Source organism: Micromonospora sp. NPDC000668, assembly GCF_042897975.1.
Lineage (GTDB): Bacteria > Actinomycetota > Actinomycetes > Mycobacteriales > Micromonosporaceae > Micromonospora.
The window spans coordinates 1,861,761-1,888,019 of record NZ_JBIAYP010000001.1 but is presented as its reverse complement, the minus strand read 5'-3'; the positions used below and the strand labels follow the sequence as shown (position 1 = coordinate 1,888,019).

21 protein-coding genes are annotated in these 26,259 nt (G+C 72.0%); 20 read left to right on the top strand and 1 reads right to left on the bottom strand.

All coding sequences use genetic code 11. The annotated features are described in order from the left end of the window. Nucleotides 1-25 precede the first annotated feature (25 nt). The 20 genes from ACFY29_RS08750 (at nt 26) to ACFY29_RS08655 (ending at nt 25,673) form a co-directional block, all read left to right on the top strand. Nucleotides 26-826: an ABC transporter permease gene (locus ACFY29_RS08750; RefSeq protein ID WP_328426836.1), complete on the top strand. Its 801-nt coding sequence runs from the start codon at nt 26-28 to the stop codon at nt 824-826. Nucleotides 827-836: 10 nt separating this feature from the next. Further along, nucleotides 837-1,646, top strand: a complete 810-nt coding sequence (locus ACFY29_RS08745; protein ID WP_328419247.1) for an ABC transporter permease — start codon at nt 837-839, stop codon at nt 1,644-1,646. 63 nt (nt 1,647-1,709) lie between these two features. Beyond that, nucleotides 1,710-2,735, top strand: a complete 1,026-nt coding sequence (locus ACFY29_RS08740; protein WP_386984418.1) for a YihY/virulence factor BrkB family protein — start codon at nt 1,710-1,712, stop codon at nt 2,733-2,735. Nucleotides 2,736-2,993: 258 nt separating this feature from the next. Next, nucleotides 2,994-4,172 (top strand): ROK family protein, encoded by a 1,179-nt coding sequence (locus tag ACFY29_RS08735; RefSeq protein ID WP_328419243.1) that lies wholly within the window; start codon nt 2,994-2,996, stop codon nt 4,170-4,172. A gap of 175 nt (nt 4,173-4,347) precedes the next feature. Further along, nucleotides 4,348-5,859, top strand: a complete 1,512-nt coding sequence (locus tag ACFY29_RS08730) for a sugar ABC transporter ATP-binding protein (RefSeq protein WP_355609636.1) — start codon at nt 4,348-4,350, stop codon at nt 5,857-5,859. After that, entirely contained in the window at nt 5,856-6,974 is a 1,119-nt protein-coding gene (locus ACFY29_RS08725; protein WP_386984416.1) for an ABC transporter permease, read from the top strand. The genes ACFY29_RS08730 and ACFY29_RS08725 overlap by 4 nt, the downstream gene beginning before the upstream one ends. 95 nt (nt 6,975-7,069) lie before the next feature. Continuing rightward, the gene (locus ACFY29_RS08720) at nt 7,070-8,122 is read left to right on the top strand and encodes a substrate-binding domain-containing protein (protein ID WP_355609611.1); all 1,053 of its coding nucleotides are present in this window, start codon (nt 7,070-7,072) and stop codon (nt 8,120-8,122) included. A 53-nt stretch (nt 8,123-8,175) separates the two neighbouring features. Beyond that, complete coding sequence (locus ACFY29_RS08715) at nt 8,176-9,369, top strand: Gfo/Idh/MocA family protein (RefSeq protein ID WP_386984696.1); 1,194 nt, start codon at nt 8,176-8,178, stop codon at nt 9,367-9,369. A 624-nt stretch (nt 9,370-9,993) separates the two neighbouring features. After that, nucleotides 9,994-11,160, top strand: a complete 1,167-nt coding sequence (locus ACFY29_RS08710) for an inositol-3-phosphate synthase (protein ID WP_386984413.1) — start codon at nt 9,994-9,996, stop codon at nt 11,158-11,160. Next, nucleotides 11,144-12,076 (top strand): SCO3242 family prenyltransferase, encoded by a 933-nt coding sequence (locus tag ACFY29_RS08705; RefSeq protein ID WP_386984411.1) that lies wholly within the window; start codon nt 11,144-11,146, stop codon nt 12,074-12,076. The genes ACFY29_RS08710 and ACFY29_RS08705 overlap by 17 nt, the downstream gene beginning before the upstream one ends. Further along, complete coding sequence (locus tag ACFY29_RS08700; protein WP_386984409.1) at nt 12,073-13,047, top strand: sugar phosphate isomerase/epimerase family protein; 975 nt, start codon at nt 12,073-12,075, stop codon at nt 13,045-13,047. Before ACFY29_RS08705 ends, ACFY29_RS08700 begins: the two co-directional genes overlap by 4 nt. Before the next feature lie 58 nt (nt 13,048-13,105). Further along, on the top strand, nt 13,106-13,744 hold the full coding sequence (locus ACFY29_RS08695) for an EboA domain-containing protein (protein ID WP_386984407.1): 639 nt from the start codon (nt 13,106-13,108) through the stop codon (nt 13,742-13,744). Then, nucleotides 13,744-14,601, top strand: a complete 858-nt coding sequence (locus ACFY29_RS08690) for a TatD family hydrolase (RefSeq protein WP_328419228.1) — start codon at nt 13,744-13,746, stop codon at nt 14,599-14,601. The genes ACFY29_RS08695 and ACFY29_RS08690 overlap by 1 nt, the downstream gene beginning before the upstream one ends. Continuing rightward, on the top strand, nt 14,601-15,806 hold the full coding sequence (eboE, locus tag ACFY29_RS08685) for a metabolite traffic protein EboE (RefSeq protein ID WP_386984405.1): 1,206 nt from the start codon (nt 14,601-14,603) through the stop codon (nt 15,804-15,806). The genes ACFY29_RS08690 and eboE overlap by 1 nt, the downstream gene beginning before the upstream one ends. After that, nucleotides 15,803-17,227 (top strand): alkaline phosphatase family protein, encoded by a 1,425-nt coding sequence (locus ACFY29_RS08680; RefSeq protein ID WP_386984403.1) that lies wholly within the window; start codon nt 15,803-15,805, stop codon nt 17,225-17,227. Before eboE ends, ACFY29_RS08680 begins: the two co-directional genes overlap by 4 nt. Then, on the top strand, nt 17,224-18,291 hold the full coding sequence (locus tag ACFY29_RS08675; protein ID WP_328419222.1) for a polyprenyl synthetase family protein: 1,068 nt from the start codon (nt 17,224-17,226) through the stop codon (nt 18,289-18,291). Before ACFY29_RS08680 ends, ACFY29_RS08675 begins: the two co-directional genes overlap by 4 nt. A gap of 288 nt (nt 18,292-18,579) precedes the next feature. After that, nucleotides 18,580-21,453 (top strand): PQQ-dependent sugar dehydrogenase, encoded by a 2,874-nt coding sequence (locus ACFY29_RS08670; RefSeq protein WP_386984400.1) that lies wholly within the window; start codon nt 18,580-18,582, stop codon nt 21,451-21,453. Nucleotides 21,454-21,528: 75 nt separating this feature from the next. After that, nucleotides 21,529-23,646 (top strand): ThuA domain-containing protein, encoded by a 2,118-nt coding sequence (locus tag ACFY29_RS08665; RefSeq protein ID WP_386984398.1) that lies wholly within the window; start codon nt 21,529-21,531, stop codon nt 23,644-23,646. 184 nt (nt 23,647-23,830) lie between these two features. Beyond that, entirely contained in the window at nt 23,831-24,334 is a 504-nt protein-coding gene (locus ACFY29_RS08660) for an ATP-binding protein (RefSeq protein WP_328419216.1), read from the top strand. A gap of 331 nt (nt 24,335-24,665) precedes the next feature. Beyond that, on the top strand, nt 24,666-25,673 hold the full coding sequence (locus tag ACFY29_RS08655) for a sugar phosphate isomerase/epimerase family protein (RefSeq protein WP_328419214.1): 1,008 nt from the start codon (nt 24,666-24,668) through the stop codon (nt 25,671-25,673). Between the two features lie 85 nt (nt 25,674-25,758). Here the strand turns inward: ACFY29_RS08655 and ACFY29_RS08650 are convergent, their stop codons facing one another. Further along, nucleotides 25,759-26,181: a hypothetical protein gene (locus ACFY29_RS08650; protein WP_328419212.1), complete on the bottom strand. Its 423-nt coding sequence runs from the start codon at nt 26,179-26,181 to the stop codon at nt 25,759-25,761. Nucleotides 26,182-26,259 lie beyond the last annotated feature (78 nt).

The following is a 26,259-nucleotide window of genomic DNA, read 5'->3' as shown; positions in this document are numbered from 1 at the left end:
TGGGGCGGGGGTGGTCGTGGTGAGCGTGGCGGGATCGGCGCGCGAGCGGGCTCGGCCGGGGTTCCCCTGGGTCCCGGCGTACGCCGTGTTCGAGCACTACCTGGTGGGGTTACGACGCACCTGGCGGGCCGGGGTGTTCTCCTCGTTCCTGCTGCCGGTGTTGACGGTGCTCGGCTTCGGGGTGGGCGTCGGCGCCTACATCGACCAGGGCGTCGGCGGCGTGCGTTACCTCGACTGGCTGGTCCCCGGGCTGATCGCCTCGACCGCCCTCCAGGTGACCGTCGGCGACTCGACGTGGCCGGTGTTCAGCAACTTCCAGTGGGTCAAGACATACTTCGCGCAGAGCGCGTCGCCGCTGCGGGTGGGCGACATCGTGGCCGGGCACCTGGCCTTCGTGCTGTTCCGGGTGCTCACCACGATCGCGGCGTTCCTGCTGGTCACCGGGCTGTTCGGGGCACTGCGGTCGCCCTGGGCGGTGGCCACCCTGCCGGTGGTGGCACTGCTCGGGCTGGCCATGGCCGCGCCGACGTTCGCGTACACCGCGTCGGTGTCCAGCGACAGTTGGCTGGCGATGCTGTTCCGGTTCGCGGTCATCCCGATGACGCTCTTTGCCGGGGTGTTCTTCCCGGTCGAGTCGCTGCCCGAGGCGCTGCGCTGGCTGGCGTACCTGACACCGCTCTGGCACGCCGTCGACCTCTGCCGCGCGGCCACGCTCGGCGTCGCACCACAGTGGTCGATCGCCGGGCACCTGCTCTACCTGGCGGCCTGGGCCCTCGGCGGCTGGTTGCTGGCGCTGCGCGCGTTCCGTCGCAAGCTCGTCGTCTAGGGAGAATGTCGTGGTCACGCTGATCCTGCCTCGGCTGGTCGACGTCTCCGCCGCGTCCCGGCGTTCGGCGTCGGTGGTCGAGCGCAACGTCGCGGCCCTGAAGTCCGTCTACTGGTTGCTGCTGCTCTCCGGCTTCGTGGAGCCACTGCTCTACCTGTTCTCGATCGGGGTGGGCGTCGGGACGCTGGTCGGCGACCTGCCGCTGCCCGACGGGCGGCTGGTCTCGTACGCCGAGTTCGTGGCCCCGGCGATGCTCGCCTCCTCGGCGATGACCGGGGCGCTCGCGGAGACGACTTTCAATTTCTTCGGCAAGATGAAGTACATGAAGCTGTACGACGGGATGATCGCCACCCCGGTACGGCCGTTCGAGATCGCCGTCGGAGAGTTGGGCTGGGCGATGCTGCGCGGCAGCGCCTACTCGGCGGCGTTCCTCGGGGTGATGATCGCGCTGGGCCTGACCACCGTCCCCCGGGCGCTGACCGCTCTCCCGGCCGCCGTGCTGGTCGGGTTCGCGTTCGGCGCGCTCGGCATGGCGCTCTCCACCTTCATGCGTAGCTGGCAGGATTTCGACCTGATGGGGTCCGCCCAGTTCACCCTCTTCCTCTTCTCCGGCACGTTCGTGCCGGCGCAGGCCTACCCGACCCTGCTGCACTGGCTGATCGAGGTCACCCCGCTCTACCGGTCGGTGCACCTGATCCGTGGTCTCGCGTTGGGTGGCAGTGGTTGGTCCTGGCTGCTCGACGTGCTCTACCTGCTGGCGATGATGGCGCTCGGCCTGCTGGTCGCCTCGCGCCGGATGGGCAGGTTGCTCTACAAGTAGGGGTTACCCGGCGCCTCCTGCGGGGCATGTCGGAGGCAACATCGCCGACAGTGGGGAGGGGCAATGGCCTCCGACGAGTCTTCCGCCGACAGCGGGCGTGAGCGTGACTCCGCCAGCGCGCCGGTCGGTCCCGACGCCGGGCCGGACAGCCCCACCGACCTGCCCGGCAGCGGCTGGAAGGCGGCTCTGCGCCGGACGGTCACAGAGTTCCAGGACGACAGCCTGACCGACTGGGCCGCGGCGCTGACCTACTACGGGGTGCTGTCCATCTTCCCCGGGGTGCTGGTGCTGATCTCCCTGCTCGGCCTGCTCGGCGACGGCGCCACCGAGGGCGTCAAGGACACCGTCAACCAGGCGGTGCCGGAGGGGAACATCCAGCAGATCATCACGGACGCGATCAACCAGGCCCAGCAGAACGGCGGGCTGGCCAGCATCGCGGCGATCATCGGTCTGCTGGCCGCGTTCTGGTCCGCCTCCGGGTACATCGGCGCGTTCATGCGCGCCTCCAACACCATCTACGACGTGCCGGAGGGGCGACCGATCTGGAAGACGCTGCCGATCCGGGTCGGCGTCACGGCGGTGATCGGCGTGCTGCTGCTGGCCTGCGCGGTGATCGTGGTCTTCACCGGCCGCCTCGCGGAACTGGTCGGGAACGCGGTCGGGTTGGGCGAGACGGCGGTCACGGTCTGGAACATCGCCAAGTGGCCGGTGCTGCTGATCCTGGTCAGCCTGATGTTCGCGATCCTCTACTGGGCTTCGCCGAACGCGCGGCACGGCGGGTTCCGCTGGGTCAGCCCGGGTGGCGTGCTGGCCGTTCTGATCTGGCTGGTGATCTCCGGCCTGTTCGCCTTCTACGTGAGCAACTTCGGCTCGTACAACAAGACGTACGGGGCGCTGGCCGGGGTGATCATCTTCTTGGTCTGGCTCTGGCTGAGCAACATCGCAATCCTGTTGGGCGCCGAGTTTGACGCAGAGCTGGAGCGCGGCCGGGCCATCTCGGCCGGCCACCCGGTCGACGACGAGCCGTACGTCGAGTTGCGCGACGACCGCAAGCTCAGGAAGAAGCGGAACGCCGCCGGCCGCCGCTGATCGACGGTCCGACCGCCCCGCCGCCGGAGAACGGCTGGCGGGGCGGTCCCGTGTCCTGCGGCGGTACAGCCGGCGAGCGGATGCGGGCGGCAGGTGATCCTTTTCTTGATCGACTAGTAGCTTTTGTTCTTTCGGACAAAAGTTGGGATCAGAACGGTTGAAGCTCTGGACACGCGGTACGGAACGCTCCTACTGTGTCGGACACAACACATCGGCATTGCGCCGATGTGAACGAGTCCGATGAAGAGGTGAGTCCCGGTGCGGACCGTCGACCCCCTGCACGTCCGGCTGTTGCGGTTACTCCGCGACGAGGGGGCCGTGTCCCGGGCAGAGTTGGGTGACCGGCTCCAGATGCCACGCCCGCGCCTGTTGGCCGAGCTGGACCGACTGGTCGCTCTGGGTTACGTCGCCGAGGCCGGGCTCGCCGCGTCGCGGGGCGGGCGCCGCTCCACTCTGGTCGAGCTGAACCCGAAGCTGCGGTTCGCGGCCGTCGACCTGGGCGCCAGCTCGATGGACGTCGAGGTGGTCAACGGCCGACTCGAACCGGTGGCCCACTACGCCGAACCGGCCGACATCCGCAACGGACCGAAGGTGACCCTGCAACGGGTCAACGAGCTGCTGCACAAGGCCCGGGTCGACGGCGCGTACGAGCGGCTGGACGCGGTGGGCATCGGGGTGCCCGGCCCGGTCAGCTTCCGCGACGGCGTCCCGGTCTCGCCGCCGATCATGCCCGGCTGGGACCGGTTCCCGGTGCGCGAGCTGCTCAGCCGGGAGCACGGCTGCCCCGCGGTGGTCGACAACGACGTCAACATCATGGCGATCGGCGAGCGCCACGGCGGGGTCGCCCACTCGGTGGACGACTTCCTCTTCGTGAAGATCGGCACCGGAATAGGGTGCGGCATCTACCTCACCGGCGAGGTCTACCGGGGCACCGACGGCTGCGCCGGGGACATTGGCCACATCCAGGTCGACTCGCACGGTCCGATGTGTTCCTGCGGCAACGTCGGCTGCCTGGAGGCACTGTTCAGCGGTGCCGCACTGGCCAAGGACGCCATCGCCGCCGCCCGCAGCGGGGTGTCGCCGGCGCTGGCCGAGCGGATGGCCCTGCGCGGTGTGGTCACCGCGCTGGACGTCGCCGAGGGCGCCGTCGAGGGGGACGTGACCTGCATCCAGCTGATCCGCGACGGCGGACGGCGGGTCGGCGGGGTGCTCGCCGGCCTGGTCAGCTTCACCAACCCGTCGATGATCGTGATCGGCGGCGGGCTCGCCCAGCTCGGGCACATCCTGCTCGCCGAGATCCGCAGCGTCGTCTACCGCCGGTCGCTGCCGCTGGCCACCGGCAACCTCCCCGTCGTGCTGTCCGAGCTCGGCGGCCGTGCCGGCGTCGCCGGCGCGGCCGTGCTCGCCAGCGACGTCGCCTTCGGCGAGGCGTCATGAACCCCCAGTCGCAGACCGGGACGACGCCCGCGAGCCCGCAGTCGCCAACCGAACAACCGTCGTGAGCGAGGAGGAGACCGTGGCCCAGCCCGAAGAGAACGTCGCCACCGGTCCGGCGGACGCCGCCGCCGAGGCGCCGCTGGTCGAAGCCCCCGCCGACACCGTCGCAGGCGAGGTGGTCCTGCGCCTCACCGACCTGGTCAAGACCTTCCCCGGGGTACGCGCCCTCGACGGCGTGCAGCTGGAGGTGCGCGCCGGCGAGGTGCACTGCCTGCTCGGGCAGAACGGCGCCGGCAAGTCCACCCTGATCAAGGTGCTGGCCGGGGTGCACCAGCCGGATTCCGGCCAGGTCGAGTGGCGGGGCGAGCCGGTCAATTTCGCCAACCCGCAGGCCGCCATGCGCGCCGGCATCGCCACCATCTACCAGGAACTGGACCTGGTCGACGACCTGTCGGTGGGGGAGAACGCCTTCCTCGGCCACGAGCCGCGCCGGCTGGGCTTCGTCCGCCGTGGGCACATGGCCCGGCGGACCCGGCAGATCCTCGGCCGGCTCGGCCACGCCGAGATCCCACCGGGCCGGATGGTCCGGGCGCTGCCGGCGGCCGGCAAGCAGATCGTCAGCATGGCCCGCGCGCTGTCGCACGAGGCACGACTGATCATCATGGACGAGCCGAGCGCCGTGCTGGCCCACGACGAGGTGGGCAACCTGTTCCGGATCATCCGGGAGCTGACCGCCCAGGGCATCGCCGTCATCTACATCTCCCACCGGCTGGAGGAGATCCGCGAGATCGGCGACCGGGTCACCGTCCTCAAGGACGGCCGGACCACCGCGGCGAACCTGCCGGCTCGGGACACCCCCACCCGCGACCTGGTCAGCCGGATGACCGGCCGGAGCATCGAGTACGTCTTCCCGGAGCGCCCGGCGGACGACCCGGCCGGGGTGGAGTTGCTCCAGGTCGACGGGCTGACCCGGCCGGGCGAGTTCGCCGACGTGTCACTCAGCGTCCGGGCCGGCGAGATCGTGGGCATCGCCGGGCTGGTCGGCTCCGGCCGCTCCGAGCTGCTGGAGACCATCTACGGCGCGCGGCGGGCCGAGGCCGGCACGGTCCGGATGGCCGGCAAGGCGTTGCGGGCCGGCAGCGTGGGCGCGGCGGTCCGGGCCGGGATGGGCATGGCGCCGGAGGAGCGGAAGAGCCAGGCGCTGCTGCTCGGCGAGCCGATCTACCGCAACGTCACGCTGGCCACCTTCGGCCGGTACGCCCGGCTCGGCTTCACCAACGCCGGCGCGGAGCAGGCCGAGGCGGACCGGATCGCCGAGAGCCTGGAGCTGCGACCGCGCGACGTCCGCCGGCCGGTACGCACCCTCTCCGGCGGCAACCAGCAGAAGGTGGTGGTCGGGCGCTGGCTGCTCGGCGACACCAAACTGCTGCTGCTGGACGAGCCGACCCGGGGCGTGGACATCGGCGCCCGGGCCGAGCTGTACCAGGTCATCCGCGGGCTGGCCGCTCGCGGTGTCGGGGTGCTGCTGGTCTCCAGTGAGGTGCCCGAGGTGCTCGGCCTGGCCGACCGGGTGCTGGTGATGCGGGAGGGGCGGGTCATCCGCGAGGCCCCCGCCGGCGAACTCGACGAGAACACCGTGCTCGACCTCGTGATGGCGGGGTCCCTGATGGAAGGCGCACCGGCATGAGCGACGCGACTCCCACTCCCACCGCGACACCGGAGCGCCCACACGTGCCGGCGCAGTCCCCGGCCGAGACGGCGGCGACCGGCGACCGGGCGGCCTCGACCGGAAACCGGCTCTCCTGGTGGCGGGGCGACGGCGGCGACGGCGCCAAGCGCAACCTCGGCCTGATCGGGGTGCTGGCCGCGCTCATCGTGGTGGGGGCGATCACCAAGCCTGATCTCTACGACGACCCCACCTGGGTCTGGAACAACATCCTGGCCATCCTGCAACTGGCCTCCGTCGTCGGCGTGGTCACTGTGGGCATGACCTTCGTGATCATCGGTGGGGGGATCGACCTCTCGGTCGGTGCGATCGTCGCGTTGGCCGGGGTCTGGTGCACCACGGTGGCCACCCAGAGCTACGGCGCCGGCGGCATGATCTTCGCCGCGATCGTGGTCGGCATCTGCGTGGGTCTGGTCAACGGCGTGCTCATCTCGTACGGGCGGCTGGTGCCGTTCATCGCGACGCTGGCGATGCTGGTGGCCGCCCGCGGGCTCGCCGCGTCGATCTCCAACAAGCAGACCCAGGTGTCGAGCAGCACCTTCATCAACGACATCGCGGCCCGCAAGGTGCTCGGGATCCCGATCCTCGTCTACATCCTCGGCGCGGTCGTCCTGGCCGGGTGGATCCTGCTCAACCGGACGACCTTCGGTCGGCGGACGATCGCCGTCGGTGGCAACCCGGAGGCCGCGCGGCTGGCCGGCATCAACGTCCGCCGGCACACCATGCTGCTCTACGCGCTCTCCGGCCTCTGCTGCGGCATCGCCGCCATCATGCTCACCTCCCAGGCCACCTCGGCCCAGGCGGCGATGGCCAACCTCTACGAGCTGGACGCGATCGCCGCCGCGATCATCGGCGGAACACTGCTCAGCGGTGGCCGGGGCACGATTGTCGGCTCGCTGCTCGGCGTCATCATCTTCGCCACGATCACCAACCTCTTCGCCATCAACGGCCTCTCCATCGAGGCGCAGAACATGGTCAAGGGCGGCATTATCGTCGCCGCCGTCCTGGTCCAGCAGTTCCAGTTCAAGTCCTTCACTCGGCTCCTCGCGCGGAACAGGGTCACCACCGCAACCTGACGCACCGCACCGTTGTCCCTGGCGACGTCGAGATATTCGACAGTGGCCGGACCTCGCACACCCTCACCACTCAAACCCGCTCCCAGGAGGTCGTCATGACCCAGCACAGTCGCGACCTGTCGCGCCGTCGGTTGCTGTTCGGCGGGGCCGCCGTCGGCGCCGCCACCCTGCTCACAGCATGCACAAGCAACGACACCCCGGCCGCCAGCACCCAGACCAAGGCCGCCGGAGACGGCGCCGGCAACAACGCCCCGGGCAAGAAGGTCGTCATCGGGTTCTCCGCCCCCGCGGCCGACCACGGCTGGATGGGCGCGATCCACGCCAACGCCAAGGCCCAGGCTGCCGCGTACTCCGATGTGGAGCTGAAGGAGGTCGACGGTGGGACGACCTCCGAGGCCCAGCGCTCCACGCTCGGCACGCTGATCGCCCAGAAGCCGGACATCATCGTCGTGCTGCCGCACGACGGCAAGGAGGTCAACGCCGTTGCCCTCCAGGCGATGCAGGCGGGCATCCCGATCGTCAACCTCGACCGGGTCTTCCCCGACGCGCTGGCCTCGCGGCTGGTCATCAAGGGTGACAACTACGGCATGGGCGTCTCGGCCGGCCACTTCATCGGCAAGCAGCTCAAGGACAAGGGCGTCACCAACCCGGTCATCGGCGAGATCGCCGGTCTGGAGATCCCGCTGACCGTCGAGCGCAGCGCCGGCTTCACGGCGGCCCTGGCGACGTACGGTTTCAAGGTCTCCAACCGCCGCTCGGCCGAGTTCACCTCCGACAGCGGCCAGCGCGAGGCGGCCCAGCTGCTCCAGGCGCTGCCCAAGATCGATGCCATCTGGAACCACGACGACGACCAGGGCATCGGCGTGCTCGCCGCCATCAACCAGGCTGGCCGCAAGGAGTTCTTCATGGTCGGCGGCGCCGGCTCGAAGCTCGCGATCGACGCGATCAAGGCCGACAACAGCGTGCTCAAGGCCACGGTCACCTACAACCCGTCGATGGCCTCCTCGGCGATCTCGCTCGCCCGGCTCGTCGCCCAGGGCCGGGGCCTCGGGGACCTCACGGAGCTGCAGGTGCCCAAGGAAGTGACCCTCGCCTCCGAGACGATCACCAAGGAGAACGCGGGCAGCTACGAGAAGCTCGGGTTCTGACACACGGGGGGAGACCCACCTTGTCCACGACAGACAAAGAACTGCGGGTCGGCATGGTCGGCTACGCGTTCATGGGCGCCGCGCACTCACAGGCGTGGCGCACCGTGAACCGCGTGTACGACCTGCCGGCGCGGGCCCGAATGGCGCTGATCTGCGGCCGGGACACCGCGAAGGTGGCCGACGCCGCCGACCGGCTCGGCTGGGACGCGTACACGACGGACTGGCGTGACCTGATCAACCGGGACGACATCGACGTGGTGGACATCTGCACACCGGGCGACAGCCACGCCGAGATCGCCCTCGCCGCGTTGGCCGCCGGCAAGCACGTGCTGTGCGAGAAGCCGTTGGCCAACACGGTGGCCGAGGCGCGGGCGATGACCGCTGCGGCGGAGACCGCCCGGGCCGCCGGGGTGCGGTCGATGTGCGGGTTCAACTACCGCCGGGTTCCCGCGGTCACGATGATGCGCCAGTTGGTCGCCGACGGACGACTCGGGGTGATCCGGCACGTCCGGGCGACGTACCTGCAGGACTGGATCGTGGACCCGCAGTTCCCGCTGGTCTGGCGGTTGCAGAAGGACAGGGCGGGCTCCGGCGCGCTGGGTGACATCGGTGCGCACATCATCGACCTGACCCAGTTCGTCACCGGCCAGCGGATCACCGGCGTCAGCGCGGTCACCGAGACCTTCGTCAAGGAACGACCGTTGCCGGCCGGGTCGAGCGGCTTGGCGGCCACGGTGGACGGCGGCGGTCCGGTCGACGGCACCGGCGCGGCCACCGGGCCGGTCACCGTCGACGACGCCGCGGTCTTCGTGGCCCGGCTGGACGGTGGCGCCCTGGCCACGTACGAGGCGACCCGGTTCGCCACCGGCCGCAAGAACGGCCTGCGAGTCGAGATCAACGGCTCGCTCGGCAGCGTGGTCTTCGACCTGGAACGCCTCAACGAGCTGGAGTTCTACGACGCCACCCGGCCCAGCGTGGAACAGGGTTTCAGCCGCATCCTGGTGACCGAGGGCGAGCACCCGTACATGTCGGCGTGGTGGCCACCCGGCCACATCATCGGCTACGAGCACTCCTTCACCCACCAGATGCGCGACTTCATCGAGGCGATCGCCACCGGGGTCGACCCGGCTCCGTCGTTCGCCGACGGGTTGCAGGTCCAGCTCGTGCTGGACGCGGTGACCCGTTCGGCGGAGATCGGCTCCTCCTGGACCGAGGTGGAACCGGCGCTGGCCGTGGCGGCCGTCTGACCCATGTTCATCCGCGATGGCGGTGCTCGCGCCGCCATCGCCCGACCGGCTTTCCGGAGCCGACCGGCGAGGGACCGGCCGCGGTTTGCGCCCCGCGGTCGGGACGAGGTCGGCACCGGAGGGCGTGCAGCCGGGCCGTACGGCCCGGTGGCGCACGAGCAGGACGGTCGTCCGGTGCGACCGGACCGGGATTCCCCGGCCGCACCGGAGGACCGCCACCACCCCCGGCGATCCGGAGGACCCCATGGAACCGCCCGCCGCTGCCTCCACCCGTACCGCTTCCGTCCGCCGACGTTCGGCGTGCCGCACTCCGGTCGGTGGTCCGTTGGGCACGGCGACCTGAGACGTCCGGCCGGGGCGGGCCAACGCCCCGGTCGGCCGGATGCGGGGGAGGCAGGGTCGAGACGCCGACCGACCCTGCCTACCAACCCCGTCCGCCCGCCTCCGTACCGGGAACCGGTCCGGTGTCGTCGCCGCCGACGCCGACGTCGGAACCCGGTGCCGTCCCGGTGCGGGGCGCGGGCGGACGGGGCCCATCCACCCAGGCCGTATCTTTCCGAAGAATATTCTGATATTCCTATATTTAACTGCACCGACGGTTCCTCCTGAACGGGAAGGAGCACCATGCGAACGGGTGTCTGGCTGGTAGGAGCGCGCGGTTCCGTCGCGACCACCAGCATCGTCGGAGGGCTCGCGTTGCGGGCCGGCCTGGCCGGGCCGACCGGCTGCGTCACCGAGCTGCCGGAGCTGCGCGGCCCCGCCCTGCCGTCCTTCGCCGATCTGGTCTTCGGCGGTCACGACCTGGCCACCACTCCGCTGTGCAAGCGGGCCGAGGCGTTGGCCGACACCGGTGTCATCCCCGGGCGGCTGGTCGCCGCGCTCCCCGACGAGTTGGCCGCCGTCGAGCAGGAGCTGCGTCCGGCACCGGCCGGCGCCACCCAGGCCGACCGAGCCGCCGCCGTGGTCCGCGATCTCACCGCCTTCCGCGAGCGGCACGGGCTGGACCGGGTGGTGGTGGTCAACGTCTCCGCCACCGAACCGGCCCCCCGACCGCACCCCGGGCACGCCGACCCGGACGCGCTGCGCGCCGCTCTCACCGGCCCGGACGAGGTGCTGCCACCCAGCTCCCTGTACGGGTACGCGGCGCTGCTGGCCGGCTGCCCGTACGTCGACTTCACCCCGTCCACCGGGCTGCGGCTGCCGGCGCTGACCGCGCTGGCCGAACAGGCCCGACTGCCGTACGCCGGGCACGATGGCAAGACCGGCGAGACCCTGGTCAAGTCGGTGCTCGCGCCGATGTTCGCGATGCGCAACCTGGCCGTGCGGTCCTGGTCCGGGGTCAACCTGCTCGGCGGCGGTGACGGCGCCACCCTCGCCGACCCGGCCGCCAACGCCGCCAAGGTGCAGAGCAAGCAGCGGGTGCTCGGCGAGACGCTGGGCTACGTGCCGCAGGGCGGCACCCGGATCGAGTACGTCGAGGAGCTGGGCGACTTCAAGACCGCCTGGGATCTGATCACCTTCGCCGGTTTCCTCGGCACCGGGATGCGGATGGAGTTCACCTGGCACGGCTGCGACTCCGCGCTGGCCGCGCCCCTGGTGCTCGACCTGGCCCGGCTCACCGCCGCCGCGCACGCCGCCGGTCACGTCGGGCCGCTGGCCGAGCTGGGCTTCTTCTTCAAGGACCCGCTCGGCACGCCCACCCACTCGCTGGCCGAGCAGTGGGCCCGGCTGGTCGGCTTCACCGAGCGGCTGCACGCCGGCGGGGACGGTGCCCATGACCACGTTGGCTGACCTCGCCGAGCTGGTCCGGGCGCCGGCCGCGCTCTCGGTGCCCGGGGACGTGGTCGCCGGCGCGGCGGCGGCCGGCGCGCTGAGCCGGCGTACCCCCGCCCTGGCCGGTGCCTCGGTGTTGCTCTACTGGGCCGGCATGGCCGCCAACGACTGGGCCGACCGGCGGCTGGACGCCGTCGAGCGGCCCGAGCGGCCCATCCCCAGCGGTCGGGTCGCCCCGGTCGCCGCGGTCGGGCTCGCCGCCGGCCTCACGGCCGCCGGGGTGGGCCTGGCCGCCGCCGTGGGCGGTCGCCGCGCCGCCGCGCTCGCCGTGCCGCTGGCGGCCACCATCTGGGGGTACGACCTGCTGGCCAAGAACACCGCCGCCGGGCCGGCCGTGATGGCCGCCTGTCGCGGGTTGGACGTGCTGCTCGGCGCGTCCGGCGGTCGGCTGACCCGGGCGCTGCCAGCGGCGGTGACCGTCGCCGCGCACACCTGGACGGTCACCGCACTGTCCCGCCGGGAGGTCACCGGCGCCGACGCCGCCCTGCCGCTGCGCACGCTGGCCGGCACCGCCCTGGTCGCCGCCAGCGCCGCGGTCGCGGCACCTGGGGCCGCCGCCCGGCGCGCCGAGCCGACCCCGACCGACGGCCCGTCCGCTGCTGGTGACCGCCCTGCCTGGCCGGTCCGGCTCGCCGCCGCGCTGCCCGCGGTGCTCGCCGGCTGGTACGCCGCTCGCTACGGCGCGGCCCAGGCCCAGGTGGTCCGCGACCCGTCGGCCGGCCGGGTACGCGCTGCGGTCGGCGCCGGGATCACCGGACTGCCCGCCCTGCAGGGGGCGCTCACTGCGCGCGGAGGCGCTGGCCTGCTCGGGCTGGCGGTCGCGGCGGCGGCGCCGCTGGGCCGGCGGCTGGCCCGGAAGGTCTCCCCGACATGACCGCCCCGCAGCCCCGCCCCGGGCCACCGGCCGACGCCTCGACGCTGCGCCTCGGCTACGGGACCAACGGCTTCGCCAACCACCGGCTCGACGACGCGCTGGCCGTCATCGCCGACCTCGGGTACGTCGGGGTGGCGCTGACCCTGGACCACGACCACCTCGACCCGTTCGCGCCCGGCCTCACCCGCCGGACGGCCGCCGTCAGCCGGCGGCTGAGCGCGCTGGGCCTCGCGGTGGTGATCGAGACCGGAGCCCGCTACCTGCTCGACCCGTGGCACAAGCACGCCCCGACGCTGTTGCATGACGACCCGACCCGGCGAATCGAGTTCCTGCGCCGGGCCGTCCGGATCGGCGCCGACCTCGGCGCGGAGGCGGTCTCCTTCTGGGCCGGCGTCCGCCCCGATCCGGTGCCGGCACAGACCGCCTGGGACCGGCTGGTGTCCGGCTGCGCCGCCGTTGTCGACGCCGCCGACGCCGCCGACGTCACCCTCGGTTTCGAACCGGAGCCGGGGATGCTCGTCGAGGACATCGCCGGCTGGCGTCGGCTGCGTGCCGCGCTCGGCGATCCGGCACGCTTCGGCATCACCCTCGACATCGGGCACTGCCGCTGCCTCGAACCGTGGCCTGTGCCGCAGTGCGTCGCCGAGGTGGCCGGGCATCTGGTCAACGTGCAGATCGACGACATGCGCCGGGGGGTGCACGAGCACCTGGAGTTCGGCACCGGCGAGATCGACTTCCCCCCGGTGCTGGCGGCCCTGGCCCAGGCCGGTTACCGCGGGCTGGTCGCCGTCGAGCTGCCCCGGGACTCGCACGCCGCGCCCGCCGTGGCCGCCCGGTCGATCGAGTTCCTGCGCGCCGCCGCGATGGGCGGCCGCACCGAGGACGAGGTGCCCGCCGGCACCCTCCGCTCTGCGTCAGCGGACGCGGCAGCCATGGTCGCCTATCCGGGCAGTGGCCGTCGTATGGGTTGAAGCAGCGCGGAGGGTGTGCCCTGGGGCACCTGCGGAGCAGCACGAGGGAGGAGACGGGATGACACCGGATTCACTACGGGCCGCGCTGCGGGGCGTACCCGACCCTGACTGGCTGGACACGGCGCTGCGCCGGGTCGGGGCCGAGCCCGCCGCGATCACCCGGTTGTTCCCGGCCGCCGGCCGGCGCTGCGGCCGGGCCGCGCTGCCCGACGTCCCCGGCTGGACCGCCGACGACGCGGCCCGGGTGTTGCTGCTCACCGCCCTGCCCGCCGAGCACGGCGAGTACGCCGACACCCTCTACCGGAACGGCGACGCCGCCGAACGGCGGGCCGTGCTGCGCGCCCTGCCGCTGCTGCCGATCGGCGCCGCCGGGGTGCCGCTGCTGCACGACGCGATCCGGACCAACGACACCCGGCTGGTCGCCGCCGCGCTCGGCCCGTACGCGCGGCACCTCGATCCGGCGGCCTGGCGGCAGGCGGTGCTCAAGTGCGTGTTCTCCGGCGTGCCGCTGGCCGTGGTGGCCGATCTCGACACCCGCGCTGACGGGGAACTGGCCGCGATGCTGGCCGCGCTGGCCGCCGAGCGGCACGCCGCCGGCCGGGAGCTGCCCGCCGACGCCACCGCCCTGCTCGACCGGCTCACCGCGCACAGCGGCGGGACCGGCACCGTCGACCGGCCCACCCCCACGGAGGCGTGATGCGCATCTTCGACCCGCACATCCACATGACCTCACGCACCACGGACGACTACGAACGGATGGCCGCCGCCGGGGTCCGGGCCGTGGTGGAGCCGTCGTTCTGGCTGGGCCAGCCGCGCACCAGCGCCGCCTCGTTCGCCGACTACTTCGACTCGCTGATCGGTTGGGAACCGTTCCGGGCCGGGCAGTTCGGGGTACGGCACCACGCCACGGTGGCGCTGAACCCCAAGGAGGCCAACGACCCGCGCTGCCGGCCGGTGCTCGACCTGCTGCCCCGCTACCTGGACAAGGACGCGGTGGTCGCGGTCGGCGAGATCGGGTACGACTCGATGACCCCGGAGGAGGACGAGGCGTTCGCCGCGCAGCTCGCGCTGGCCGTGGCGCACGACCTGCCGGCGCTGGTGCACACCCCGCACCGGGACAAGGCGCGGGGCGTCGAGCGCACCCTCGCCGTGGTCAACGAGTCCGGCATCGAGCCGGGCCGGGTGGTGGTCGACCACCTCAACGAGGTGACCGTCAAGCTGGTCCGGGACACCGGCTGCTGGCTGGGCTTCTCCATCTACCCGGACACCAAGATGTCCCCGCCCCGCATGGTGGAGCTGCTGCGGGAGTACGGGACCGAGCGGATGCTGGTCAACTCGGCCGCCGACTGGGGGCGCTCCGACCCGCTGCTGACCCGGGCCACCGGCGAGGCGATGCTGCTGGCCGGGTTCACCGACGACGACGTCGACCGGGTGCTGTGGCGCAACCCGGTGGAGTTCTACGGGCAGTCCGGCCGGCTCGACCTGAGCGACCTGGACTCCGCCGCCGCCGTGGACCCGCAGACCGGCAACTCGATCCTGCGCGGTGGTAGCTGATGCGGCTGCGGCATGCCGGCGGCGAGACCGTCCACCTCGGCTACTGCACCAACGTGCACCCCGCCGAGGAGTTCGCCGGCATCCTCGCTCAACTGGACACCTACGCCGTGCCGGTACGCACGGCGCTCGGCTCCGACCTGCTCGGCCTCGGCCTGTGGCTGGCCGCACCGGTCGCCGCCGAGCTGGCCGCCGATCCGGCGCTGCGCCGCCGGCTGCGCGCCGAGCTGGACGCGCGCGGCCTGGAGGTGGTGACCATCAACGGCTTCCCGTACGCGGCCTTCCAGGCGCCGGTGGTCAAGCACGACGTCTACCGCCCCGACTGGACCACCGAGCAGCGGTTGACGTACACCCTGGATCTGGCCCGGGTGCTCGCCGACCTGCTACCCGACGACGCCGCCCGGGGCTCGATCTCCACCCTGCCGCTGGCCTGGCGGCAGCCCTGGGGCGCCGACCAGGCCGATGCCGCCCGACGTCGGCTGGACCAGCTCGCCGCCGGCCTGGCCGCGGTGCAGCGGGACACCGGCCGGCAGGTGCGGGTCGGCTTCGAGCCGGAGCCTGGCTGTGTGGTGGAGAGCACCGGCCAGGCCGCCACGCTACTGTCCGGTATGGACACTGAGCGGTTGGGCATCTGCCTCGACCTCGCCCACCTGGCCTGTGCGTGGGAGGAGCCCGGCGCGGCGCTGGACCGGCTGCGGACGGCCGGCCTGCCGGTGGTCAAGGTCCAGGTCTCCGCCGCCGTCGAGGCGGCCGACCCGGCCGGCGGCGCCGACGCGCTGCGCCGCTGGGTGGAGCCGCGCTTCCTGCACCAGACTCGGAGCGCCGGCTGCGCGGGCGGGGTCGACCCGGCCGACCCGGCGTACGCGGCTGACGACCTGGACGCGGCGCTCGACGCGGCGCTGCCCGGCCCGTGGCGGGTGCACTACCACGTGCCCCTGCACGCCCCACCCGAAGAGCCGCTCGGCTCCACCCTGCCGGTGCTGCGCGCCGCGCTGGCCGCGCTCTACGCCGGCCCGGCTGCCGGCTGTGACCACCTCGACGTGGAGACGTACACCTGGGGCGTGCTGCCGGCCGCACGGCGGACGGGCACCGACGCGGAGCTGGCCGCCGGCATCGCCGCCGAGCTGGCCTTCGCCCGCGCCGAGCTGGTCGGCCTGGGCCTGACGCCGGAACTGACCACGACGGCCTGCGCGGGGGTGCCGCGATGAGCCGGCGACTGGTGGTGCTCGACGTGGTCGGGCTGACCCCGCGACTGCTGGCGCACATGCCCCGGCTGCGGGGGGTCGCCGACGGCGGCTTCCGGGCCGAGCTGGGCACCGTGCTGCCCGCGGTGACCTGCTCGGTGCAGTCCACCTTCCTCACCGGCGAGCCGCCGAGCGGGCACGGGATCGTCGGCAACGGGTGGTATTTCCGGGAGCTGGGTGAGGTGCTGCTGTGGCGGCAGCACAACGCGCTGGTCGGCGGGGAGAAGCTCTGGCAGGCGGCCCGTCGGGCCGAGCCCGGCTACACCGTCGCCAACGTCTGCTGGTGGTACGCCATGGGCGCGGACGTCGACTGGACGGTCACCCCGCGCCCGGTCTACTACGCCGACGGCCGCAAGGAGCCGGACTGCTACACCGACCCGCCGGAGCTGCACGACGCGCTCACCGGGCGGCTGGGCACCTTCCCGCTGTTCACCTACTGGGGGCCGACGGCCGGGCTGCCCTCGTCACGGTGGATCTGCCAGGCGGCTGAGCAGATCCTGGCCGACGTGTCGCCCGACCTGACCCTGGTCTACGTCCCGCACCTGGACTACGACCTGCAACGGTACGGCCCGTCCTCGGCCCAGGCCGCGGCCGCGGCGGCCGAGTTGGACACGGTGCTCGGGCCGCTGCTGGACGCCGCCCGGGCCCGCAGTGCCACGGTGGTGGTGCTCTCGGAGTACGGCATCACCGACGTGTCCCGGCCGGTGGACGTCAACCGGCTGCTGCGCGCCGAAGGGCTGCTGCGGGTGCACACCCAGGCCGGCATGGAGTACCTCGACCCGTGGACGTCCCGGGCGTTCGCCGTCGCCGATCACCAGGTCGCGCACGTCTACGTCCGGGACCCGGCCGACGTGCCGGCGGTGGCGAAGCTCTGCGCCGGGCTGCCCGGTGTGGCCGAGGTGCTCGACGCCGAGGGCAAGGCCGCGCACGGGCTGGATCATCCACGCGCCGGGGAGCTGGTGCTGGTGGCCGAGCCGGACGCGTGGTTCACCTACTACTACTGGCTGGACGACGCCCGCGCACCGGACTTCGCCCGGCTGGTGGAAATCCATCGGAAGCCGGGTTACGACCCGGCCGAGCTGTTCTTCGATCCGGCCGCGCCAGGTGCGGCCAAGCGTCGCGCCGGGGTGGCGCTGGCCCGCAAGAAGCTGGGCATGCGCTACCTGATGAGCGCGGTCGGCCTGGACGCCGGGGCGCGGGCGGTACGCGGCTCGCACGGGCGACTGCCGACCGACCCGGCGGACGCTCCGGTGCTGCTCTGCTCCGACCCGGCCGCCGCCCGGGAGCGGATCGCCGCCACCGAGGTCAAGGCACTGCTGCTGGAGCTGGCCGGGCTGACCTCCGGGGGCGGCGCGGAGGCGGGCCGGCCGGGGGAGGGGTCATGACGGTCACCGTCGCGCCCACCGACGCCAGCGGGCTGCGGGCTCGCTTCGACGCGGAGTTGGCCGGTTTCCTCGACCGGCAGGGCCCGGACTGGCCGGACGGTGCGCCGCGCGGTGTGTTCACCGCGCTGTACCGGTTCGTGCTGGCCGGCGGCAAGCGGCTGCGACCGCTCTTCTGCTACTGGGGCTGGCGCGGTGCCGGGGCGGCCGACGGCACCCCGATCGTCGTGGCCGCGGCGGCACTGGAGCTGTTCCACGCGTTCGCGCTGATCCACGACGACATCCTGGACGGCAGCGACCGCCGCCGGGGTGAGCCGTCCGTGCACCGGCTCTTCGCCGACCTGCACGCCCGCTCATCGTGGCGTGGCGACCCCGAGGCGTACGGACGCAACACCGCGCTGCTCTGCGGGGATCTCTGCGCCGCCTGGTCGGACCAGATGTTCCACGAGTGCGGCCTGAGTACCGAGCAGGTTCACCGGGGGTACGGGATGTTCGCGCTGATGCGTACCGAGGTGATCGCGGGGGAGTACCTGGACCTGGTCTCCGGGGTGGGCGACGGCTCGGTGGCCAGCGCGCTGACCGTGATCCGGATGAAGGCGGCCCGGTACACGGTGACCCGGCCGTTGCAGATCGGTGCGGCCCTGGCCGGTGCGGGGCCGGAGCTGATCGCCGCGCTGGGCGAGTTCGGTGACCCGCTGGGTGACGCGTTTCAACTCCGCGACGACGTGCTGGGCGTCTTCGGTGACCCGGCGGTCACCGGCAAGTCCGTCCTGGACGACCTGCGCGAGGGCAAGCCGACGGTGATGATGGCGCTGGCCCGTAGCGCCGCCGACCGGCCGCAGACCGCCAGGCTGCGCGAGCTGTTCGGCAATCCCGCGCTGGACGCTGACGGCGCGGCGGAGCTTCGCGGGATCATCGAGGCGACCGGCGCCCGGGAACGGATCGAGCAGATGATCCGGGTCCGTACCGAGGCCGCGCTGGTCGCGCTGGAGACCGCGACGGTGGCCGACGAGGCCCGCGCCGCGCTGGTCGCGCTGGCCGCACAAGCGATCGACCGCCGCGCCTGATTCGTCGGCGTTCGTCGGCCTCGGCCCCCCGGACATCGTCCGCCGTCTTTGGGGAACGGCGCTGCCTGGTGACTTTCAGCCGAATCGACGAAAGTTCACGCCGGTTCGCCGGAAGGTATAGACACATCGACACTCGCAACTTAGTGTCGTGGCCAACACGACAATGTTTCGTCGAGGTGAACCGGCGGCGCGGTAACCCATCGACCCCACCCCACCACCGCTACGGCATCCGGCGCGACGGCGCGCGCCCGGCCTGGCAGTCATTCGTCAGGAAGGGACAGCACAACGATGTCCATGAAGGATGCTCCCACCCACCGATCCCGACGATGGTTCTCCGCCGGATCGGCCCTGCTGCTGGTGGCCGCGGCCGGCACGGTCGCACTCGGCGCCGGCCCGGCCGCGCTCGGCGGCCCCACCCCCGCCCAGGCGCACCCGATCAACGCCACCGACTTCCAGCAGGTCGAGCTCGCCCGCGGCGTGGCCGAGATGGGCGAACCGATGTCGCTGGCCGTGCTGCCGGACCGCTCGGTCCTGCACACCGCCCGCAACGGCACACTGCGCCGCACCGACGCGAACGGCACCACCGCCGTGATCGGCACCCTGCCGGTCTACAACCACGACGAGGAGGGGCTGCAGGGCGTCGGGGTCGACCCGAACTTCGCCAGCAACCGGCAGATCTTCCTCTACTACGCCCCGCCGCTCGCCACGCCCGCCGGCGACGCGCCGGCCACCGGCACCGACTTCTCGGCCTGGCAGGGCGTCAACCGGCTCTCCCGGTTCACCCTCAACGCCGACTTCACGATCAACCAGGCCAGCAAGGTCGACGTGCTCGACGTGCCGGCCGATCGCGGGATGTGCTGCCACGTCGGCGGGGACATCGACTTCGACGCCGCCGGCAACCTCTACCTCTCCACCGGCGACGACAGCAACCCGTTCGACTCGGCCGGCTACTCCCCGATCGACGAGCGGACCAACCGCAACCCGGCGTACGACGCGCAGCGCAGTGCCGGCAACACCAACGACCTGCGCGGCAAGATCCTGCGGATCAAGGTGAACGCCAACGGCACGTACTCCATCCCGGCGGGCAACCTGTTCGCGCCCGGCACGGCCAGGACCCGGTCGGAGATCTACGCGATGGGCTTCCGCAACCCGTTCCGGATCAGCGTGGACAAGGCCACCGGCGTCGTCTACGTCGGTGACTACGGGCCGGACGCCGGCACCACCAGCGCCACCCGCGGGCCGTCCGGCCAGGTGGAGTTCAACCGGGTCGACGCAGCGGGCAACTACGGCTGGCCGTACTGCACCGGCACCAACACCAGCACCGAGACGTACAACGAGTGGGACTTCGCGGCCAACACCGGCGGGGCGAAGTACAACTGCACCGGCGGGCCGACCAACAACTCGTTCCGCAACACCGGCCTGGGCACCCTGCCGGCGGCCAAGCCGGCCTGGATCCGGTACGCCGGCGACGCCGGAACCCCGCCGGAGTTCGGCGGCGGCTCCGAGTCGCCGATGGGCGGCCCGGTCTACCGGTACAACGCCTCGTCGACCTCGACGACGAAGTTCCCGCAGTCGTTCGACGGGCAGTTCTTCGCCACCGAGTTCGGCCGCGGCTGGATCAAGCCGATCCACGTCAACGCCGACGGCTCCCGGGGCACCATCGACGCCTTCCCCTGGGTCGGCAAGCAGGTGATGGACTCGGCCTTCGGCCCGGACGGGGCGTACTACGTGCTCGACTACGGCACCGGCTACTTCAACGGTGACGCCAACTCCGCGCTCTACCGCTTCGATTACGTCGGGGGCGGCAACCGGGCGCCCAACGCCACAGCAAGCGCGAACAGGACCTCCGGTGCCGCACCTCTGGCGGTGACGTTCTCCTCGGCCGGCTCGTCCGACCCCGAGGGCGGCGCACTGACGTACTCGTGGAACTTCGGTGACGGCACCAGCTCCACGGCGGCCAACCCGTCGAAGACGTACACCACCAACGGCACCTACACCGCGACGCTGACCGTGCGGGACCCGCAGGGCGCCACCGGCAGCGCCAGCGTGGTGATCAACGTCGGCAACACCGCGCCCACGGTGACCATCAACAGCCCCGGCAACGGGCAACTGTTCAGCTTCGGCGACACGGTGCCGTTCAGCATCACCGTCACCGACCCGGAGGACGGCACGAGCGACTGCACGAAGGTCAAGATGACCTACGTGCTCGGGCACGACCAGCACGGGCACCAGATCACCTCCAAGACCGGCTGCTCCGGCACGATCACCATCCCGGTCGACGGTGAGCACGACGACGCGGCGAACATCTTCGCCATCTTCGACGCCGAGTACACCGACGCCGGCGGGCTGACCACGCACACCCAGCACACGCTGCCGCCGCGGCACCGGCAGGCCGAGTTCTTCGGCACCTCGTCCGGGATCAACGTGTTCAGCAAGACCCCAGCCGAGGGTGGCAAGACCGTCGGCGACATCAACAACGGCGACTGGATCGCGTTCCAGCCGTACCGGCTGGGCAACGTGACCTCGTTCAGCGCCCGGGTCTCCTCGGCGGGTGCCGGCGGCACGCTCCAGGTCCGGGCCGGCTCGGCCACCGGCACGGTGCTCGGCTCGGCCACCGTCCCGGTCACCGGGGGCTGGGAAACCTTCACCACGGTGACGGGGGCGATCACCAACCCGCCGACCGGCACCACCACGCTCTACCTGACGTTCGCCGGGTCGGGCACCGGCGCGCTCTATGACGTGGACGCGTTCACCTTCACCACCGGGGCACCACCCGCCGGCGGGGCCGGTCCGATCAAGGGCCTGGCCGGCAAGTGCCTGGACGTGCGCTCCGGCGCCACCGCCGACGGCACCCAGATCCAGATCTACACCTGCAACGGCAGTACGGCGCAGACCTGGACGGTCACGCCGAACTCGACGATCAAGGCATTGGGTAAGTGCCTCGACGTCTCGGGCGGCGGTTCGGCCGACGGCACCAAGATCCAGCTCTGGACCTGCAACGGGACCGGTGCGCAGAACTGGGCCGCGCAGGCCGACGGCACGGTGCGCAACACGCAGTCCGGCAAGTGCCTCGACGTCTCCGGAAACAACTCGGCGGACAGCACCGCCGTGCACCTCTGGACCTGCACCGCCGCCGCGAACCAGAAGTGGACCCTGCCCTGAGTTGACAGGAGGGGCCCCTTGTCAACGCCTAGTGTGGTGCAAGGGACCCCTCCTAACCGTTCTTAGGAGAGCGACATGCGCAGACTCCTGCGACCCGTCCTCGGCGCGGCCACCGCCGTCCTCGCCGTCATCGCCTGTACCACCCCGGCCACCCCGGCCAGCGCCGCCGACGCCCCCTACGACGTGCTGGTCTTCTCCAAGACCGCCGGCTTCCGCCACGACGCGATCCCGGTCGGCATCCAGACCATCCGGGACCTGGGCGCGGCGAACAACTTCACCGTCACCGCCACTGAGGACGCCGCGGCGTTCACCACCGCCAACCTCAACCAGTACGAGGCGGTGGTCTTCCTCAACACCACCGGCGACGTGCTCAACGCCAGCCAGCAGACCGTCTTCGAGTCGTACATCGGGTCGGGTCGCGGGTACGTGGGTGTGCACGCCGCAGCCGACACCGAGTACGACTGGCCGTTCTACGGCAACCTGGTCGGCGCGTGGTTCGCCTCGCACCCGGCCATCCAGCAGGCCAACGTCAAGGTGGAGGACCGGGGGCACGCGGCCACCGCGCACCTGCCGCAGACCTGGACCCGCACCGACGAGTGGTACAACTACCGGACCAACGCCCGGTCCACCGCCCACGTGCTGGCCACCCTGGACGAGTCGTCGTACTCCGGTGGCGGGATGGGCGCGGACCACCCGCACTCCTGGTGCAAGAGCTACAACGGCGGCCGGTCCTTCTACACCGGCGGCGGGCACACCCAGTCGTCGTACGCGGAGCCCGCGTTCCGGGCCCACCTGCTCGGCGGCATCCGGTACGCGGCCGGTCGGAGCAAGGCCGACTGCCGGCCCGAGACCGGCTACACCCCGCTCTACAACGGCTCGACCAGCGGCTGGTCGCAGGCCGGCCCGGGCAACTTCACCAACTCCGACGCCACCCTCACCTCGGTGGGTGGCATGGGGATGCTCTGGTACAACGCCAAGCAGTTCACCAACTACTCGCTGAAGCTGGACTGGAAGCTGGCCGGCGACGATAACTCGGGCGTGTTCATCGGCTTCCCACCGTCCAGTGACCCGTGGTCGGCAGTGGACAACGGCTACGAGATCCAGATCGACGCCACCGACGCGGCCGATCGCACCACCGGGTCGGTCTACACCTTCAAGTCCGCGGACATCGCGGCCCGTGACGCGGCGCTCAACGCGGCGGGGGAGTGGAACACCTACGAGCTGCTGGTCGAGGGCGAGCGGCTGCAGATCTTCCTCAACGGCGTGAAGATCAACGATTTCACCAACACCAACCCGGTCCGTTCGCTGGCCGGCCACATCGGCATCCAGAACCACGGCACCGGCGACGATGCCTCGTTCCGCAACATCCGGATCAAGGAGTTGGGCACCACGCCACCGCCGACCGGGAACACCACCATCCAGGCCGAGGCGTTCAGCTCGGCCAACGGGGTCACCCCGTTCACCAAGGCGGGCGCCAACGGCGGCCAGACCATCGGCTACATCGACCCGGGCGACTGGTCCGCGTACAACGGTGTGAACCTGACCGGCGTCACCTCGTTCACGTCCCGGGTCGTCTCCGGCGGTGCGGGCGGCACCATCCAGGTGCGTACCGGCTCGGCCACCGGTCCGGTGCTCGGCTCGGTCGCGGTGCCGAACACCGGAAGCTGGACTACCTTCGCGAACGTCACCACCGCACTGTCCGGCGTCCCGTCCGGCGCCCAGAACCTCTACCTCACCTTCACCGGTAGTGGCACAGGGCTCTTCGACGTGGACGACTTCACCCTGGTCAGGGGCGGCGGGGGCGGCACCCCCGGGGTCGGCCCGATCAAGGGCCTGGGCGGTAAGTGCCTGGACGTGCGTTCCGGCGGCACCGCCGACGGCACCCAGATCCAGATCTACACCTGCAACGGCAGTACCGCGCAGACCTGGACCGTGACGCCGAACTCGACGGTCAAGGCGCTCGGTAAGTGCCTCGACGTGTCCGGCAGCGGCACCGCCGATGGCACCAAGATCCAGCTGTGGACCTGCAACGGCACCGGCGCGCAGAACTGGGCCGCCCAGGCCGATGGCAGCCTGCGCAACGCGTCGTCGGCCAAGTGCCTCGACGTCTCCGGAAACAACTCCGCGGACAGCACGATCGTGCACCTCTGGACCTGCAACGGCGCGGCCAACCAGAAGTGGACCCTGCCCTGATCCCTCGCTGATCCGACCCCGCTGATCCGGCCCGCCGGGCGTGCCCCGCCCGGCGGGCCGGTCACCGCCGCGACCGGCGAACCTTGACCGGCGAGCCCCGAGGGTCGGGCCGGCGGACGCCGCGCCGGGCGCGGCCACGGACTCCGCGGGCCGGCTCACAACCGGCTGCCGTACCTTGACCGGCATGGGGCGTTTCGCGCGGTGGCGCCGGATGGCGCGGGTGCAGGGGCACCGGCTGCGCGGGGCGCTGCGCCGGGCTGAGGAGCCCGACGAGTCAGGCGGCCCGGCACCCAGCCTGAACCGCCTCGACGCGTTGGTGGAGGGTTTCGCCGCAGGTCAGCCGGTGCGCTGGACCCTGGCCGGGCCGCCCCGGCCGCTCCCCGACGCGGTCGACGTGGCGGCGTACCGGATCATCGAGGAGGCGCTGACCAACGCGCGCCGGCACGCCCCGGGCGGGCCGGTAGCGGTCCGGCTGCGCTACGACGCCAAGGGCATCACCATCGAGGTACGCGACGACGGCGCCGGACCCGGACCGGTGGGCGGTGACACCTCCGAACCCGGCCGCGGCCTGCTCGGTATTCGCAGGCGCGCCGAGCGGATCGGCGGCACCTTCTCCGCCGGCCCGCGCCCCGGCGGCGGCTTCACCGTCCGTGCGGTCCTACCCGCGCCCGAAGAGGTAGCGGAGTGATGAACCGGTGGCGGGGCCGCAGCCGCCCGCCGGTCCGGCGCGGCCCGCGCTGGTCCTGACCCGGATCGACGAGCATCACCGCGACGCGGCGCGTCCGCCGGAACCCGCCCGAACTACCCCGGGCGGTGGGCTTTCGCGATGGGGGCGGCGGAAATAGGGTGGGGGCGGCGACCGTGACGGTGGCCGGTGACCCGGTGGGAGGCGCAACCCGCCGGGCCCAGGTGCGTTCCGCATCCACCGGTGTTCCGTCCCGCAGCCGCGTACCGGTCTGACCGGTCATCCTCGCCCCGGTCCGCACATGGAATCCCCATCACAACAGGGGAGAAGGACAATGGCGCGACCCATCACGCTCTTCACCGGCCAGTGGGCCGACCTGCCGTTCGAGGAGGTCTGCCGGCTCGCCTCCGAGTGGGGCTACAACGGTCTGGAGATCGCCTGCTGGGGCGACCACTTCGAGGTCGACAAGGCGCTCGCCGACGACTCGTACGTCGAGCGCAAGCGGGAGACCCTTGCCAAGCACAACCTTGAGGTCTTCGCGATCTCCAACCACCTGGTCGGTCAGGCGGTCTGCGACCACCCGATCGACGAGCGGCACCAGGACATCCTGCCCGGCCGGATCTGGGGCGACGGGGAGCCCGAGGGGGTCCGCCAGCGGGCCGCAGAGGAAATCAAGGACACCGCGCGGGCGGCGGCGAAGCTCGGGGTGAAGACGGTCGTCGGCTTCACCGGCTCGTCGATCTGGCACACCCTGGCGATGTTCCCGCCGGTGCCGCCGTCGATGATCGAGCGCGGCTACCAGGACTTCGCCGACCGGTGGAACCCGATCCTCGACGTGTTCGACGAGGTGGGGGTGCGGTTCGCGCACGAGGTGCACCCCAGCGAGATCGCGTACGACTACTGGACGACCAAGCGGGCCCTGGAGGCGATCGGCAACCGTCCCGCGTTCGGGCTGAACTGGGACCCGTCGCACTTCGTCTGGCAGGAGCTGGACCCGGTGAACTTCATCTTCGACTTCGCCGACCGGATCTACCACGTCGACTGCAAGGACGCCAAGGTGCGCACGGGGGACGGCCGGCGTGGCCGACTCGCCTCCCACCTGCCCTGGGCGGACCTGCGCCGCGGCTGGGACTTCGTCTCCACCGGGCACGGCGACGTGCCCTGGGAGGACTGCTTCCGGGCGTTGAACGCGATCGGCTACACCGGCCCGATCTCCATCGAGTGGGAAGACGCCGGGATGGACCGACTGGTCGGTGCCCCGGAGGCGTTGCAGTTCGTCCGTCGGCTCGCCTTCGACGCCCCAACGGCCGCCTTCGACGCGGCGTTCAGCAGCAAGGACTGACCGCTCCCCGGGTGGGCGGTCACCCGCACCCGGACAGACCACGGGCCGGTCGCCCTGCGGCGACCGGCCCGTTGACGTGCGGTGGTCAGAGCGTGCTGGCGTTGGTGCCCGAGCCGGACGGCTTCGTGCGGGGGGTGGTGGCCGACGGCGACCCGGAGGTCGTGCCGACCGTGCTGCTGGTGCCCGACGAGCCGGAGCCCGCCTTGGCGCCCACGGTGGCGGGCGTGCCGGCGAACGCGTCGTCGGCGGCGGTCAGCTCCTGCTTGCCGGTGCTGCCGTTGCCCGTGCCCAGCTTCTCGCCCAGCTTCGTCTGGCCGAGCTTGTCCTTGCCCTCGCTGTAGAGCCGGTTGGCCTGGGCCTGCGCGACCCCGGCCGCCTCCTGGACGGTCGGGTGGTCGAGCACCTTGCGGCCCTGGACCACGAGCTCTTCGTACTTTTCCCGGCCGGCACGAGCGCCCAGGACGAATCCCGCAGCCAGCCCGCCAAGGAACATGATCTTTCCGCGCATGGCGGCTCCTTCCGTACCTGACGCGCTGTCGCCCCAGCGAGTTGCCCCGTCGGGAGCGACGAATTCGCGCCTGCGTCC

Excerpts from the sequence above, each read along its gene's own strand:
- ACFY29_RS08740 (WP_386984418.1), top strand. The coding sequence starts at position 1,710 with ATGGCCTCCGACGAGTCTTCCGCCGACAGCGGGCGTGAGCGTGACTCC.
- ACFY29_RS08725 (WP_386984416.1), top strand. The coding sequence starts at position 5,856 with ATGAGCGACGCGACTCCCACTCCCACCGCGACACCGGAGCGCCCACAC.
- ACFY29_RS08720 (WP_355609611.1), top strand. The coding sequence starts at position 7,070 with ATGACCCAGCACAGTCGCGACCTGTCGCGCCGTCGGTTGCTGTTCGGC.
- ACFY29_RS08715 (WP_386984696.1), top strand. The coding sequence starts at position 8,176 with ATGGTCGGCTACGCGTTCATGGGCGCCGCGCACTCACAGGCGTGGCGC.
- ACFY29_RS08710 (WP_386984413.1), top strand. The coding sequence starts at position 9,994 with ATGCGAACGGGTGTCTGGCTGGTAGGAGCGCGCGGTTCCGTCGCGACC.
- ACFY29_RS08705 (WP_386984411.1), top strand. The coding sequence starts at position 11,144 with ATGACCACGTTGGCTGACCTCGCCGAGCTGGTCCGGGCGCCGGCCGCG.
- ACFY29_RS08700 (WP_386984409.1), top strand. The coding sequence starts at position 12,073 with ATGACCGCCCCGCAGCCCCGCCCCGGGCCACCGGCCGACGCCTCGACG.
- ACFY29_RS08695 (WP_386984407.1), top strand. The coding sequence starts at position 13,106 with ATGACACCGGATTCACTACGGGCCGCGCTGCGGGGCGTACCCGACCCT.
- ACFY29_RS08690 (WP_328419228.1), top strand. The coding sequence starts at position 13,744 with ATGCGCATCTTCGACCCGCACATCCACATGACCTCACGCACCACGGAC.
- eboE (WP_386984405.1), top strand. The coding sequence starts at position 14,601 with ATGCGGCTGCGGCATGCCGGCGGCGAGACCGTCCACCTCGGCTACTGC.
- ACFY29_RS08680 (WP_386984403.1), top strand. The coding sequence starts at position 15,803 with ATGAGCCGGCGACTGGTGGTGCTCGACGTGGTCGGGCTGACCCCGCGA.
- ACFY29_RS08675 (WP_328419222.1), top strand. The coding sequence starts at position 17,224 with ATGACGGTCACCGTCGCGCCCACCGACGCCAGCGGGCTGCGGGCTCGC.
- ACFY29_RS08670 (WP_386984400.1), top strand. The coding sequence starts at position 18,580 with ATGTCCATGAAGGATGCTCCCACCCACCGATCCCGACGATGGTTCTCC.
- ACFY29_RS08665 (WP_386984398.1), top strand. The coding sequence starts at position 21,529 with ATGCGCAGACTCCTGCGACCCGTCCTCGGCGCGGCCACCGCCGTCCTC.
- ACFY29_RS08660 (WP_328419216.1), top strand. The coding sequence starts at position 23,831 with ATGGGGCGTTTCGCGCGGTGGCGCCGGATGGCGCGGGTGCAGGGGCAC.
- ACFY29_RS08655 (WP_328419214.1), top strand. The coding sequence starts at position 24,666 with ATGGCGCGACCCATCACGCTCTTCACCGGCCAGTGGGCCGACCTGCCG.
- ACFY29_RS08650 (WP_328419212.1), bottom strand. The coding sequence starts at position 26,181 with ATGCGCGGAAAGATCATGTTCCTTGGCGGGCTGGCTGCGGGATTCGTC.